General features: G+C 66.1%; 16 protein-coding genes and 1 other RNA gene. 9 read left to right on the top strand and 8 right to left on the bottom strand.

Annotation, left to right across the window (positions count from 1 at the left end; all coding sequences use genetic code 11):
* Window positions 1-83 precede the first annotated feature (83 nt).
* Window positions 84-341, top strand: coding sequence for an MTH865 family protein (locus tag LT970_RS03690; protein ID WP_232687874.1), 258 nt, complete (start codon window positions 84-86; stop codon window positions 339-341).
* A gap of 82 nt (window positions 342-423) precedes the next feature.
* Here LT970_RS03690 and LT970_RS03695 read toward each other — a convergent pair whose 3' ends face one another.
* Together LT970_RS03695 and LT970_RS03700 are read right to left on the bottom strand one after the other, a co-directional pair.
* Window positions 424-858, bottom strand: coding sequence for a four-helix bundle copper-binding protein (locus tag LT970_RS03695; RefSeq protein ID WP_232687875.1), 435 nt, complete (start codon window positions 856-858; stop codon window positions 424-426).
* 212 nt (window positions 859-1,070) lie between these two features.
* Window positions 1,071-1,307 carry a DUF8593 domain-containing protein gene (locus tag LT970_RS03700; RefSeq protein ID WP_232687877.1) on the bottom strand — a complete coding sequence of 79 codons (237 nt, stop codon included), beginning with the start codon at window positions 1,305-1,307 and terminating at the stop codon, window positions 1,071-1,073.
* A gap of 45 nt (window positions 1,308-1,352) precedes the next feature.
* On the opposite strand from LT970_RS03700, the gene LT970_RS03705 reads away from it, so the two are divergent.
* On the top strand, window positions 1,353-2,033 hold the full coding sequence (locus LT970_RS03705) for a hypothetical protein (protein ID WP_232687884.1): 681 nt from the start codon (window positions 1,353-1,355) through the stop codon (window positions 2,031-2,033).
* A 482-nt stretch (window positions 2,034-2,515) separates the two neighbouring features.
* Window positions 2,516-3,817: a M28 family peptidase gene (locus LT970_RS03710; RefSeq protein ID WP_232687886.1), complete on the top strand. Its 1,302-nt coding sequence runs from the start codon at window positions 2,516-2,518 to the stop codon at window positions 3,815-3,817.
* A gap of 105 nt (window positions 3,818-3,922) precedes the next feature.
* On the opposite strand, the gene LT970_RS03715 is transcribed toward LT970_RS03710, so the two are convergent.
* The gene (locus LT970_RS03715) at window positions 3,923-5,104 is read right to left on the bottom strand and encodes a glycosyltransferase (RefSeq protein ID WP_232687895.1); all 1,182 of its coding nucleotides are present in this window, start codon (window positions 5,102-5,104) and stop codon (window positions 3,923-3,925) included.
* A 1-nt stretch (window position 5,105) separates the two neighbouring features.
* The gene (locus LT970_RS03720) at window positions 5,106-6,155 is read right to left on the bottom strand and encodes a glycosyltransferase family 4 protein (protein ID WP_232687898.1); all 1,050 of its coding nucleotides are present in this window, start codon (window positions 6,153-6,155) and stop codon (window positions 5,106-5,108) included.
* Window positions 6,156-6,226: 71 nt separating this feature from the next.
* On the opposite strand from LT970_RS03720, the gene LT970_RS03725 reads away from it, so the two are divergent.
* From LT970_RS03725 to LT970_RS03735, 3 genes are all read left to right on the top strand, one after another.
* Window positions 6,227-6,502, top strand: coding sequence for a ribonuclease P protein component 4 (locus LT970_RS03725; RefSeq protein WP_232687900.1), 276 nt, complete (start codon window positions 6,227-6,229; stop codon window positions 6,500-6,502).
* Window positions 6,503-6,587: 85 nt separating this feature from the next.
* The gene (locus LT970_RS03730; RefSeq protein WP_232687902.1) at window positions 6,588-6,830 is read left to right on the top strand and encodes a YhbY family RNA-binding protein; all 243 of its coding nucleotides are present in this window, start codon (window positions 6,588-6,590) and stop codon (window positions 6,828-6,830) included.
* Window positions 6,827-7,699, top strand: a complete 873-nt coding sequence (locus LT970_RS03735) for a mechanosensitive ion channel family protein (protein WP_432419611.1) — start codon at window positions 6,827-6,829, stop codon at window positions 7,697-7,699. The genes LT970_RS03730 and LT970_RS03735 overlap by 4 nt, the downstream gene beginning before the upstream one ends.
* A gap of 281 nt (window positions 7,700-7,980) precedes the next feature.
* Here LT970_RS03735 and ffs read toward each other — a convergent pair.
* Window positions 7,981-8,294, bottom strand: an RNA gene (gene ffs / locus LT970_RS03740) — signal recognition particle sRNA.
* Window positions 8,295-8,397: 103 nt separating this feature from the next.
* Here ffs and LT970_RS03745 point away from each other — a divergent pair.
* Genes LT970_RS03745 through LT970_RS03755 form a run of 3 tightly spaced genes read left to right on the top strand, consistent with a single transcriptional unit; the run spans window position 8,398 to window position 10,832 of the window.
* A complete protein-coding gene (locus LT970_RS03745; protein ID WP_232687906.1) occupies window positions 8,398-9,471 on the top strand; it encodes a nucleotidyl transferase family protein in 1,074 nt (357 codons plus the stop codon).
* A gap of 56 nt (window positions 9,472-9,527) precedes the next feature.
* The gene (locus LT970_RS03750) at window positions 9,528-9,824 is read left to right on the top strand and encodes a DUF5798 family protein (protein WP_232687908.1); all 297 of its coding nucleotides are present in this window, start codon (window positions 9,528-9,530) and stop codon (window positions 9,822-9,824) included.
* A gap of 27 nt (window positions 9,825-9,851) precedes the next feature.
* Window positions 9,852-10,832, top strand: coding sequence for a PLP-dependent cysteine synthase family protein (locus tag LT970_RS03755; protein ID WP_232687910.1), 981 nt, complete (start codon window positions 9,852-9,854; stop codon window positions 10,830-10,832).
* A 61-nt stretch (window positions 10,833-10,893) separates the two neighbouring features.
* On the opposite strand, the gene LT970_RS03760 is transcribed toward LT970_RS03755, so the two are convergent.
* From LT970_RS03760 to LT970_RS03770, 3 genes are all read right to left on the bottom strand, one after another.
* Window positions 10,894-11,304, bottom strand: coding sequence for a CoA-binding protein (locus LT970_RS03760; protein WP_232687912.1), 411 nt, complete (start codon window positions 11,302-11,304; stop codon window positions 10,894-10,896).
* 69 nt (window positions 11,305-11,373) lie between these two features.
* Window positions 11,374-12,018 carry an RAD55 family ATPase gene (locus LT970_RS03765; protein WP_232687914.1) on the bottom strand — a complete coding sequence of 215 codons (645 nt, stop codon included), beginning with the start codon at window positions 12,016-12,018 and terminating at the stop codon, window positions 11,374-11,376.
* A 109-nt stretch (window positions 12,019-12,127) separates the two neighbouring features.
* Entirely contained in the window at window positions 12,128-12,976 is an 849-nt protein-coding gene (locus LT970_RS03770; protein ID WP_232687925.1) for a geranylgeranylglycerol-phosphate geranylgeranyltransferase, read from the bottom strand.
* Window positions 12,977-13,000 lie beyond the last annotated feature (24 nt).

Genomic DNA, 13,000 nt, shown 5'->3' on the forward strand with positions numbered 1-13,000 from the left:
CCGGCCGGTTCGGGTGGAGAAACTCGAGTTCCGGAGTTCCCCGTTCCAGAATCCTTTTGCCCACGGGCGGTACACGTACGTGTATGTCTGACACGGAAGCCGAACTCCGCGAGCAGCTCATGGACGCATTCGCCGACGCCGACTACCCCGTGGAGAACCAGATGGGGCTCGTCCCGGCGCTCCCCAACGGCCCGGCGACGTCCTTCGAGGCTGGCGACAAGACGTTCAGCGCGATGGAACTCGCCACGAAACTCTCGGGGCACGCGGAGTTCCCGTACGACGACGTCGACAGCCTCGTCGACGACATCATCGCCGGCCTGAAAGCCGAAGACGACCTGTAGACTAACCAACTCCGAAGTTCCTTCTCGGAAGAAAACCGGGAGGCCGATGGACGGTCGACGGATCTCTTGGCGTCCCGTCCACTCAGAGGCTGCCGGACGCGACGTGTTGTTGTTCGACCTGCTGGCCGGCCATCTCGTCGAGGAGCGCCCACGTCGAGTCGGCCGCCCGCTGCAGAACGTACGCCGTCTCCTGGCAGTGTGCATGCGAGTGCCGCGAGCACTCTCTGGCGCACTCTTCGGCCGCGACGGCGAACGTCTCCGCGATGTCGGGGCCGAACAGGGAGCCACGCGAGATGAACCTGGCCGTCAGCGACGCGAGGTCCGCGACATCCCGACAGAGCCTGATGCACTCGGACATCTCTGGCGACCCCTCGCTGATGCACTCGTCGGCGCACCACTCACTGGTGTTCGCTGCCTCCGTGGCGTCGTAGAGCGTGATCCGCATCCCCTCCGTCAGGTCGTCCTCGAGCGTTCTCGGCTGCGTCGACGTTCCCTGCTCCATCCTTCCACCTTGCATCGACTGACCCCCTTGCATGGACTGTCCACCCTGCATGGACTGCCCCTCGTGCATCGACTGCCCACCTTGCATGGATTGTCCACCCTGCATCGACTTCCTCCCTGATTGAGGCTGCTGTCCCTGTTGCTCGAATCCACCGGCTCCTCCCGCAGTGTGGCTGTACTGGCCTGTCTGTCGAACGTTCTGCTGGTGTGATTGCTGGGTCATTGTCGCTATGTAATTCTGATTTCGTCGGACGTGACAGTCTGGACCTCGGAACTGGCGAGAGGGTAGGCGTCCTTCTCGACGTGTCCCCACCCGAGTTTCGAGCGCATCGCGTCACTGAGACCTGGTTCCGGTTGAACGTACGGAGTGCCGTCCCTGACTCTGGACACGACCCCGATGTCGTTGCCGTTGCTGTCTACCACTCGCTTCCCCGCCGCCGCGTTCGTAATCTCGTTTCGTGACATCCACCCTCACCGCCGCCGTCGCATCGACCGCCTACGGTTCTGTGAGTGCTGTCCACCGCCCTGCTCGCGGCCCGACTGCTGCTCCGACTGTCGATGTTGCTCCGACTGTCGATGTTGCTCCGACCGTCGATGTTGCTCCGACCGTCGATGTTGCTCCGACTGTCGCCCCTGCTGGTGTCGGTTGCCGCGACCCTGCTGGTGTTGTTCACCGCGCTGGCCGGACTGCTGGTGCTGGCCAGACTGCTGGTGCTGGCCGGACTGCTGGTGCTCCTGGCTGCGTCGGCCCTGTTGCCGATGGCCCTGCTCGCCGTGTTGTTGCTGGTGCCGGACGTTCTCCTGACGCTGACCCGACTTCCGACCCTCGTGTCGACCCCCGCTCTGTTGTCCGTGCTGTCCGGACCGACTTTCGTGCTGGCCCTGTCGGTGTTGTTGGCCGCGTTGCTGGCCCTGTCGGTGCTGCCCACTCTGTCGGTTTTCCTGGTGGTGTTGGCCACTCTGTTGGCCCTGTTGGCTTCCCTGGTGGCCAGACTGGTGGCGTCTAGTCTGTTCCTGACCCCGCTGGTGTTGGTTGCCGCGACCTTGCTGGCGGTCCTGGCCACGCCGCGCTGGCTGGCCGAACTGACTTTCGTGCTGTTCCTGCTGGTGTTGTCCACCTTCCCGGTTCTGCTGTCCTCGTTGGCCGCGCTGTCTCTGTTGTGGGTGACCGGACTGCTGGCGATCGCCTGACTGCTGGTGCTCGGACTGGCCTGTCCGACCACGCTGGCTGGAGCGCCCGTGTCCGCGCTCCTGTTCCATCTCCTGTCCGCGTTCCTGCTGGCCGCGCTTCTGCGTGTACTGTTCACCCTGGCCCTGTCGTTCCGTTCCCCGCCGTCGGTTTCCACGTCGCTGGTTTCGTCTCATGATTGATGGCCCGACTGCCAGCAACCCCAATCGCCCGTCGTCGGCTTTGTAATTGAGATGCTATTGTTCGACCCTCCCGACTGTTGCAGAGTACGGCTCAGTTAGCACCGACAACCCCGAGTTACCACCACTCGTTCCGACAGTTCGCCGCCTGCGGTCCGAAGACCTCCCTCGTAGTCAGAAAGTCTACCTTACAGCAACCGACCGGCAACCATCGCCGAGCGGAGTTACCGCCAGGAGGGTCGGTGCTGGTCGTTCTCGGTTCCGCATCCGAAACGCCTTACGTGTTGGTCGGTCCCACTACTGCCATGAACGACTGGATCGGGACGACGTTCACCAGCGACACCGGCTGGACGCACCTCGAAACGCTCGTGGACGTGCGCAACCGGATGGCTGGCACGCCCGGCGAACGAGAGGCCGCGGAGGCCACGCGGGACGCACTCGCTTCCCACTGCGAGGACGCGTGGCTCGACGAGTTCGACATCCAGGGCTGGGAGCGCGGGGATAGCGCCGTCGAGACACCGGCCGGCGACGAGAACTGCATCGCGCTCCCGCGTTCGCCGAGTGGCAGCGTGACCGCGCCGTTCGTCGACCTCGGCTACGGTCTGCCATCGGACTTCGAGGAGACCGACGTCGAGGGGAAGGTCGTGATGGTGGCCTCGGACGTCCCAAACTGGTACGACCGCTATCTGCACCGGCGAGAGAAGTACTACCACGCCGTCGAGGCCGGCGCGGCCGGCTTCGTCTACCGGAACCACGTCGAGGGCTGTCTCCCACCGACGGGGAGCGTCGGCACGAGCGACGACCCAATCGGTGACGTCCCCGCGATCGGCGTCTCGAAGGAGGTCGGCGCTCGACTCGCGCGGCGGTGGGACGGCGAGGAACTCGCGCTCTCCGTGAGCGCCGACATCGGTGACGCCAGGAGCCAGAACGTCCACGCCGTGCTCGGCCCCGACACCGACGAGGAAGTCCTCGTCACGAGTCACGTCGACGCCCACGACATCGCGGAGGGCGCGATGGACAACGGCGCGGGCACCGCGATGGTCGTGGAGGTCGCACGCGCGCTGGCCGCCCGCGAAGCCGACCTCGACACCCGCGTCCACTTCGTCTGCTTCGGCGCCGAGGAAGTGGGGCTTACCGGCTCCGAGTACGACGCCGCGAATCGCGACCGGGATGCGATCCGCACCGTTCTCAACTTCGACGGCGTCGTCCGCGGGCGCACGCTCCGATTCCTGACCCACGGTTTCGACGTGCTCGGCGACGCCGCAACCGAGGTCGGCGACCGCTTCGACCACCCGGTGTCGGTCACTCCCGAAATGGGCCCCCACTCCGACCACTGGCCGTACGTCGAGTACGGCGTTCCCGGCTACCACGTCGCCAGCGAGACCGAGGGCGCGGGCCGCGGCTGGGGGCACACACACGCCGACACCCTCGACAAACTCGACGTCCGCGACCTCCGAGAGCAAGCCATCCTGCTCACCGAACTCGCCGTCCACCTCGCGAGCGACAACTTCTCTGTCGCTCACGCGAGCGAGGCAGACGTCGCCGCGCAACTCGAGGACGAGGACCTCGCAGAGGGAATGAAGATCACGGGCGACTGGCCGTACTGACTCAGGCGCACTCAGTCATCCCGGAACTTCCGAACCTGATTCTACGACCCCTCAGAAAGCCCGGCCGTCCTCAGAAACGCTTCGCGTTCTGATGGCCCGCGGAACCTACAACAGCGACCGATAGCAGTCCTCGAGGCGGTCGATTGCGCGCTCGACGCTGATCTCGTCGCGGCGCGCGAGACAGTTCTTCGAGAGGCGCTTGCGCTCGTCGAGTGTCCGCCGTATCGCGTCCCGGAACCCGTCGACGTCCCCGGGTTCGTAGTGGTAGCCGGTCTCCCCGTCGACGACCGTCTCGGAGAGCGCGCCCGCGTTCACGCCCGCGACCGGGGTGCCACAGGCGTTGGCCTCCAGCGCGACCAGTCCCTCCGTCTCGACGGGGCTGGGGAACGCGAACGCGTCGAGCGCGGAGTAGAACGCCGGGAGTTCCTCGCGGTCGAGGAAGCCCAGGAACCGGGCGTCGACGCTGCGGGCCGTCGCGGTCGCCTCGAGGTCGTCGCGGGCGGGGCCGTCGCCACCGAACACCACTGTCACGTCGAGCCCCTCGGCGGCAGCGAGCAGGTCGGAAAGCCGCTTCTCGTAGCCGTGGCGACCCGTGTAGCCGACGAGCAGGCGGTCCGTGGGAAGGCCGTGGCGCTCGCGAAAGCCCGCCGCGTCGCCGTCCGCGGCGTGGCTGTTGGCCTCACTGTCTGGGACAGCAGCGCTGTCGGCCAGCGAGTCAGAGCCGTCTCCGGTTGGCCGGAACCGCTCGACGTCGACGCCGTTGGGCATCGATTCGACGCGGGTTGTGACGCCGAGGTCGGTAACCTGCTCGCGGGTGCGCTCGCTTGGCGTGAGTACGAGGTCCGCGCGGTCCAGAAACCACCGTTCCCAGCGTTCGCTCGCACGCCGAATCGGGTCCGTGAGTGCGTCCGGGCCGACGTACTCTGCGTACTCCGCGGTGGGCGTGTGGTAGGTGGCGACCAGCGGGCAGTCGGTGCGCCGCGCGAGTCGCCACGCCGCGAGTCCCAGGCCGAACGGCGTGTGTGCGTGAACGATGTCGGCGTCCCGCACTGCCGTCGGCGCGCGCGGCAGCGCCATCCGGTACCCCGAGTAGAACGGGAACGAGAGGCTCGGAACCGGGTGTTCGTCGCCCGTGGGGTCGTGCGTCGAGCGCGGGTAAACGATCGGCATCCGTCCGCCGCGGGCGCTCCAGTGGTCGGCCCACGTCGACACGGTGTACGTCACCCCGTTGACCGTCGGCAGGTACGAGTCCGTGAACGCCGCGACGGTCGGTAGTTCCCCCGTCACCTCACTCCTCCACGAGTTCGTGGTACGTCTCCGTGAGTCGTTCGCCGACCCGCTCGAGGCTGTGCGCTTCGGCCGTCTCCCGGGCGTTCTCCCCGAGTCGCTTCCGGAGGTCGGGGTCGTCCGCGAGGCGCTCGAGGGCGTCCTCGAACTCCTCGAACGTCGAGCACATCAGACAGTCCTCGCCGTCCTCGAAGAACTCCCGGAACACGTCGATGTCGCGGAGGACGACGGGTTTCCCACAGGCCATCGCTTCCAGGACGGCGATTCCCTGGTTCTCGACTTTCGCGGGGAAGAGGTAGACGTCGCCGGCGCCGAACGCGGCGCGTTTGTCCTCCATGAACCCCGTGAACGTGACGTTCTCCGGCGGGTCGTTCACCCACTTCCGGGTGGCCTTCCCCGCTTGCGGGCCTTCGTCGTACGGGCCGAACCACGCGAAGTCGTAGTCGGTCGCTTTGGCGAGTTCGCAGAACGTCGTGAGGCCCTTGCGCTCGAACACCTCACCGACGGCGTAGACCACCATCCCATCGAGGTCGAACCGCTCACGTGTGTCCTCGCGGAACTGTTCGTAGCCCTCCATGCTCTCGGTGTCCACGCCGTTCGACATCGGGCGAATCGGAGCGTCCACCGGGTAGGATTCGAGGACACTCTTCGTGTACTCGCTCGGGCAGAGCACGAGGTCGGCCTGCGAGTAGAACCACCGCAGGTACGGTTCGAGCGCGGGCGCGAGCTGGCTCGACCCGCGGAACGACTCGGCGAAGTCCTCCTTCGTGACGTGGGCGTGGAGGACGAGCGGGATGTTGTTTCGCTTCGCGTGTCGGGCGACGGCGACGCTGCCCGGCCCCACGAGATTGCAGTGGGCGACGTCGTACTCCGCGAAGTACCCCTCGCCCGCGAACAGCGTGCCGAGTGACTGCACCGGGTTGCCGGCGCGCCACGGTGACTCCACCACCTCGACGTCCGTCGTCTCGAGGGCCTTCCGTTGCTGGCGGGTCGCGGTGACCATCCCCCCGCGGACGCGGTCCTCGAACTCGAGGTAGTTCAACGCGCGCATTGTCGGGGGATGCCGACGCCGGCGAATAACCCTACCGGAACTGTCTTGTGCGGGACGCGCCGAGCGTCGGTATGCGTTTCGCGGAGGAACGGATCGAGCGACTGCACGCCCTCGCTCGCGACGCGGCGCGCGGCGGCGAGGCCGACCGTGCCCGCGAATACGTACGACTCGCTCGACGGCTCTCGGAGCGAAATCGCGTGCGTCTCCCCCGCGAGTTCCGACGGTTCACCTGTGACGCCTGCGATAGCTACCTGATTCCCGGTCGGAATGCACGCGTCCGAACCCGCGACGGGCACGTCGTCGTGACCTGTGACTGCGGCGAGCAAGCGCGTTATCCCTACGAGTGACGACGCAGTCGCACACCCGAAGCACTGCTGGTCAGGCGCGTGCAACAAGTTTCAATGCCTCTCGGTTTGAACGATGAGATAGATAATGACTGACGACTTGGCGAAGAAGGCCCACGAGGCCGACGTGACGGTCTGGGTGGGGAAAGCCGGCGTCGACGCCGTCGCCGAAGAACTGCGCGACCAACTCGAGGACCGCGACGTGGTGAAGGTGAAGTTCCTGCGGTCGGCACGCGGCGGTGACGAAACCGAGGATCTCGCCGACGACCTCGCTGACCTCACGGGCAGCGATGTCGTGGACGTGCGGGGCAACACTGCGGTGTACCACTGATGGTAGAGCCGCTGCCGTTCTTCGAGGACATCGTCCCGCAGTACGCCCTCGCTATTACGCAGTTGCTCTACTTCGTCGTGGCGTTTCTCGGGGTGTACCTGCTCGGTCGGTTCATCGTTCGACCGCTGTTCAGCCGGTTGCTCGACCGCCGAGATATAGGGCGGCACGCGCGCCAGCCACTGCGGCGAGTGGTGAGCGTCGCCATCCTGATCGTCGCAGTCGGCGTCGCGTTCGGGTTCGCGGGCTACGGGAACTTCCTGACCGCGCTCGCGACGGTCGCCGCCGCCGCGACGCTCGCTATCGGCTTCGCCATGCAGGACGTCATCGCGAACTTCGTCGCGGGCGTGTTCATCTACACGGACGAGCCGTTCCGCATCGGCGACTGGATCGAGTGGAACGGGAACGAGGGCATCGTCGAGGACATCGACCTGAGGGTGACGCGCGTGCGCACGTTCGACAACGAACTTCTGACGGTGCCGAACTCCGTGCTCACGAGTGGCGTCATCAAGAACCCTGTGGCGAAGGACAAACTCCGCCTCCAGTTCCTCTTCGGCATCGGCTACGACGACGACGTCGACGAGGCCACCGAGATCATCATCGGGGAGGCAGAGAATCATGACGATATCATGGACGACCCTGGTGTGAGCGTGCGACTGACGGAACTCGCCGACTCCTACGTCGGCCTCAAGTCGCGGTTCTGGATCGCAAACCCGTCGCGTGCGGACTTCGTGAAGACCCGCGGCGAGTACGTCCAGGCCGTCAAGGAGCGCTTCGACGATGCGGGCATCGACATGCCGTACCCGACGCGAACCCTGGAGGGCGGTGTCACTATCGAGGGCAAGGACGTGGACGAAGCGTCGCTGGAGTAGCTCCTCCTGTTTTCACGCTCAGTACGAGCGTCCGCGACCCGAGTGGTCCGGAGGGCCCGGGAGGGTCGTGGTTCTCAGCGCGCGAAGCGCGTTGGCCGACGACCGACTAACGCGAGCCGGGCGGGACCGAAGGTCCCGCTGGAAGCCGGCCGTAGGCCGGCGACTGAGCGAACGTGACGTCGTCAGAGATTGCTCTGACGGAAGGAGGGAGGAGTGCTTTTAGCGTAGCTTTTGCTGCGCTCAGTCGCTTCGCTCCTTTGGTGGCAAAAGGTACGTCATGAATGTGGACGAATCGGAGTTGCCCGGCGTTCCGATTCGGATAGTCCCGGTCGCCTCCTCCACCCCGCGACCCTTCGAGCGACGCACGTTCGGTGCTCCACTGCTCACTTCCGTGCCTGGTGGGTTCGCTCCGACGAACCGCGTCGACGACGCCCCTGCAGGCGCGCGACGCGGACCGGCGTCCCCGAAGGACGAGGCTTCCATGTCGGCTCCCGGGGTCCGAATCGGTCAGTCCGGACTTCCCCGGTGTTCGGCCCCCGCTGATGACTATCTCGCGGGCGTGGGGCGGGGCCAAACCGCCCGGCCTAGTCCGATTTGTCGTAGACGGGTCCCTCATAAGGGCCTTTCGGGTTGCCTATTTGTTGTACGTTGCCACGGAACGCGTTAACACTTTGTCTTCGCGCGGAAAACCGCCGGACATGGCCGAACTTGGAGAGCACTACGCGTCGGTCCGGGACGAGTTCGACTACGACCGACCCGACGTCGACGTCGGGTCGCTTCTCGCACCGCTCGTTGACCGGGCGTTCTCCGCGACGACGGACGCCGAGGCCCTCCGGGAGGCCGGTGACTGCGACACGAAGTTCATCGCGAGCGCGGGGCTGACGGGGACACCACACGTCGGCACGGTCGCGCAGATGTTCGCGGTGAAGCGCCTGAACGAGGCGGGGTTCGACACGGAGTTCCTCGTCGCGGACTACGAGAAGTACGCGGGAAGCGGCCGCGACCTCGACGTCGTCCGAGAACTCGCCGATGACTACGCGACGTTCCTCGACCGCATCGGGTACGAGGGAGATGTTCGGACACAGTACGACGCCGAGGGCGTGATGCATACGGCGTTCCGGCTGGCGCCGTGGTTCGAGTTCGAGAACGACCTCGAGATCGACCACGAACTGACTCCGTGGGAGGCGGAACTCGACCAGGCGTACGAGGCAGACCAGATCGAACACGAGGACGCGTCCGGGAGCACCCAGTTCGCTCGCAGGATGACGGGTCTGCTCTGTCTCGCGGACTTCGTGCATCCGACACTCGCGGAAGGGTACGACCAGGCGGTGTTCGTCCTGGGCATCGACGAGCACGCACTCGACATCTTCAACCGACACTACCTCGGCAAAACGCCGTTCGAACCGGCGTTCGAGGGGCTGTTCACGCGGATGGTTCCCGGACTGGACGGCTATCCGAAGATGTCCAAGACCATCCCTGGGTCTGCCATCAAGATGGACATGCCCCCGGAGGAGGTTCGTCGACTGGTCCGGAGAACTGCGAACACGGACGGCACGGCGTCCACGTCGGAATCGGCCGTCTATCAGATGATGAGCCTCGTTTCGGAGTACGACGCCGGCCGGCTCGAGGAACTGGAGACCGCGTGCCGGAAGGGCGGAGCGGCGTGGGACGCCGCCTGCGCGGAGTACGCAGAGTACCTCGCGGGTCTCGCTGCGAAGTGGCCGGGGAACGATGACGACGCGGACCGCCCGAGGAGTGAGGGAGACACGTGACGACCGGCGGAGGTTTGAGGGAAACGGTCAACCGGGTGCGGCCACAACGAGCGCACATGGGATTCGGTTCGACTGCGAAGAAACTCCAGAAGATCACCGACGTCGCGGACACGCTTCAGGACCGCTTCGAGCGCCTGCGAGAGCAGGTGAACGAACTTTCCGACACCGTCGAGGACACCAGCGAGCGAGTCGAGGGGATGGAGTCGAAACTCGCCGAACAGCGGCAACTCCTCGAGGCCATCGCGGAGTCAGAGGACGTCGACGTCGAGAGCGTCGTCTCTGACGACACCGGCGACGGAGACACCGCTACGGGCACCACCCCCACCGCCGAATCGGGGGATGGTAACGACTAAAGAACGCTGGCAAGAATTACCGGCCAGATGACCACCCACCGCGAGCCACTCGACTCGGTGCTCGACACCGTCGGCGAGACGCCGCTCGTTCGCGTCCACGGCGCCCCCGAGGACGTCCCCGTGTACGCGAAACTGGAGTCGTTCAACCCCGGCGCGAGCGTGAAAGACCGCATCGGCGCGTACATGCTCGAAGCGATGCTCGACTCCGGGGAACTCCCCGAGGGCGGCACCGTCATCGAACCGACGGCGGGCAACACCGGCATCGGATTCGCCGTCGCCGCCGGCCAACTCGACGTCGACGCGGTGTTCGTGGTCCCCGAGCGATTCAGCGTCGAGAAGCAGACGCTGATGGACGCACTCGGCGCGGACGTCATCAACACGCCCACAGAGGACGGCATGGGCGGCGCCATCGAGCGCGCCCACGAACTCGCCGAGGAACTCGACGACGCCGTCGTCCCCCAGCAGTTCTCCAATCCGCTGAACACGGAGGCCCACTACGAACTCACCGGCCCCGAGATTCACGACGCACTCGACGGCGAGGTCGGCGCGATGGTCGCGGGGTGTGGCACCGCCGGGACGCTGATGGGTACCGCCGGCTACCTCCGTGAGCACAACCCCGACACCCACGTCGTCGCCGTCGAACCCACGGGGTCGCTGTACGCCACCACGAAGGGACGGGACGTCGATGAAGCCGAGTACAAGACCGAGGGCATCGGTACGCACGACCCCTCGACGAACGAACTGTTCGACCCCGAGTTCGTCGACGACGTCGTACAGATATCCGACCGCGACACGCACGCCGAACTCCAGCGACTCGCCCGCGAGGAGGGACACCTCGTCGGCTCCAGTTCCGCCGCCAACAGCCTCGCCGCCATCGACGTCGCGGAAGCCATCGCCGCCGGCGAGGTCGACGCGCCCCACGACTCCGTCGTCACCGTGTTCCCGGACTCCAGCGAGCGCTACCTGTCGAAGGGCATCTACGGCGACTACGAGGAGTGGGAGGGCTGAACGACGCCGTCTGGCGGCCGCGTTCGACGAACCGCGCCTTCAGCCGGTTGCACTCTACGAACTACGCTTTCAGCCGGCCGTGTTCGACCTTCATGCACTTGTCCTGAACGACGCGCAACCCCGCGTCCGTCGCTTTCTTCGCCGCGTTGTCGTCGCGGATGCCGAGTTGCGTCCAGACCACCTGCACGTCGTCGCGCTCGACGGCCTGGTCGACGATGCCCGCGACCTCCTCGCTCGGGCGGAACACGTCCACGACGTCGACCTGCTCCTCGACGTCGGCGAGCGAATCGTAGGCCGTCTGGCCGAATATCTCCTCAGCGTACGGGTTCACGGGGATCACCTCGTAGCCGTGTTCGCGGAGATACGCTGGAATCTCGTGGGCGTCCTTCCCGGCCGTCGTCGAACACCCGACGACGGCGATGCGGTCGTGCTCCAGGACCTCCGTAATCGCCTCGTCTGACTCGACTGTCATACCACCACCTACGTCGTGCGCGTCGAAAAGTCCACAGGTCCTCACACAGCCCTTACGACCACCGCCGAGTTACAGATCACGCCACTGCGTGCCGCCGCCCACGCCGACCACGCGAGCCTCGAACCCGTCATCGTCGCGCTCGCGAACTCGAACGACGCCGTCGAACAGTTGCTTGAGCGTGCTCACGGTCTGCTCGTCGTGGGCGCTCGCGTCGACGACGAACGTACCCAGTGCGTCCGAACTCTGCACGCGACCCGTGAACACGTGGAGGAACCGGAACACCGTCTGGAGGTCCGAGTACATCAACAACGTCGACAGCGAATGCAGGAGAATCCGGTTCTTCGTGAATCCGCGCTCCTTGTACAGCACGCGCAGGAGCTCCGACAGCTCGATCCCGATTCCCGTAAGGTCCACGGGCGAGGACGCGTACCGGACCAGGTCGGCGTCGATACTGCTCCCCATCCCCTGCTGTTTCGTCACGCAGTCCACGACGCCGACCGCGGAGTCCGCCCCCTCGACGCGCTCGAACTCCTCGAGCACGCGGTCGGCTCCATCCTTCGTCGACACCACGATGGCGCCCTCCCCGTTCCGAACGCCCGAACCGAGGATGTCGAACCCTAGCTGTCGCTTCCCGCTCATCGGCGGCCCTTCCACGAGGACGTTCGTCCCCGCGTCGACCGCCACGTCCGAGAAGGTCGCTCCGAGTTCGTACATATCCCTAGCCTACACCTCCCTTTCGCGGCGCGGCCCCTTCGTTCACGTCCCGTCGTCCCCCGCGCTCATCTGCCCGGAAGATATGCTGAATTACTTATATTCCTTTTGATTACAGCTTTGCGTTCGGCACGACCCGGCCCACCAGGAACGCGAGAGCAGCCAGAAACATCCCCAGTTTGAGCAGTCGCTGGCCGGACGCCGGGTTCTCGAAACTCCGGTACGCTGCCACGATCATCACCGCATCCGCCGGTACGACCGCCACGAGATACCAGACGCCGAACGTCCCGAGTGCGTACGGAAGTGGGCTCGCCCCAACCGCAACGACGAGAGACACGGTCCCGACCCATAGCGCGCGTTGCTCCCCGACTGCGATCGGGAGGGTGTTCAACCCCTCCGCACGGTCGCCCGCCACGTCCTCGACGTCCTTGATCACTTCGCGCGTGAACGTCGAGAGCGCAGCGAGCGCAGCGAGCACGCCGCCAGCGACGGGGCGACCGACCGCCGCAGCCCCGAACAGGAACGTACTCCCGCCCAAGTACGCGACCAGCGCGTTGCCGGCGCCCGGCAGGCCCTTGAAGTAGTTCGTGTACGCGACCAGTCCGGTCAGGTTCACCGCCGCGATGGCGAGCGCGAGCGGCGGTAACAGGACCGAGAGGACGACCGCCCCGGCGAACAGCACCGCGCTGAACGCGAGCGAACCTCGAGCGGACACGGCTCCACGGGGGATCGGGCGCTCCGGATCGTTGATGCGGTCTATCTCCCGGTCGAAGTAATCGTTTATCGCCATCCCAGCAGCCGTCGCGAACCACGTCGCCCCTACCGCCGCCACCGTGGCCGTCGCGTGGTCGAACGCCCCACCAGCGACGAACGCACCGATGAACGTGAGACCGCCCGCAGCGAGCGTGTTGACCGGACGCGTGAGTTCGACCATCCCACGCGCCGACGCGACGACGTTCATGGACCGAGTACGCGAGTCGCCGCC

This window comes from Halobacterium zhouii (assembly GCF_021249405.1).
Taxonomy (GTDB): Archaea; Halobacteriota; Halobacteria; order Halobacteriales; family Halobacteriaceae; genus Halobacterium; species Halobacterium zhouii.

Coding starts and splice junctions, on each gene's coding strand:
- LT970_RS03690 (WP_232687874.1), top strand. CDS start 84: ATGTCTGACACGGAAGCCGAACTCCGCGAGCAGCTCATGGACGCATTC.
- LT970_RS03695 (WP_232687875.1), bottom strand. CDS start 858: ATGCAAGGTGGAAGGATGGAGCAGGGAACGTCGACGCAGCCGAGAACG.
- LT970_RS03700 (WP_232687877.1), bottom strand. CDS start 1,307: ATGTCACGAAACGAGATTACGAACGCGGCGGCGGGGAAGCGAGTGGTA.
- LT970_RS03710 (WP_232687886.1), top strand. CDS start 2,516: ATGAACGACTGGATCGGGACGACGTTCACCAGCGACACCGGCTGGACG.
- LT970_RS03720 (WP_232687898.1), bottom strand. CDS start 6,155: ATGCGCGCGTTGAACTACCTCGAGTTCGAGGACCGCGTCCGCGGGGGG.
- LT970_RS03725 (WP_232687900.1), top strand. CDS start 6,227: ATGCGTTTCGCGGAGGAACGGATCGAGCGACTGCACGCCCTCGCTCGC.
- LT970_RS03730 (WP_232687902.1), top strand. CDS start 6,588: ATGACTGACGACTTGGCGAAGAAGGCCCACGAGGCCGACGTGACGGTC.
- LT970_RS03745 (WP_232687906.1), top strand. CDS start 8,398: ATGGCCGAACTTGGAGAGCACTACGCGTCGGTCCGGGACGAGTTCGAC.
- LT970_RS03750 (WP_232687908.1), top strand. CDS start 9,528: ATGGGATTCGGTTCGACTGCGAAGAAACTCCAGAAGATCACCGACGTC.
- LT970_RS03755 (WP_232687910.1), top strand. CDS start 9,852: ATGACCACCCACCGCGAGCCACTCGACTCGGTGCTCGACACCGTCGGC.
- LT970_RS03760 (WP_232687912.1), bottom strand. CDS start 11,304: ATGACAGTCGAGTCAGACGAGGCGATTACGGAGGTCCTGGAGCACGAC.
- LT970_RS03765 (WP_232687914.1), bottom strand. CDS start 12,018: ATGTACGAACTCGGAGCGACCTTCTCGGACGTGGCGGTCGACGCGGGG.
- LT970_RS03770 (WP_232687925.1), bottom strand. CDS start 12,976: ATGAACGTCGTCGCGTCGGCGCGTGGGATGGTCGAACTCACGCGTCCG.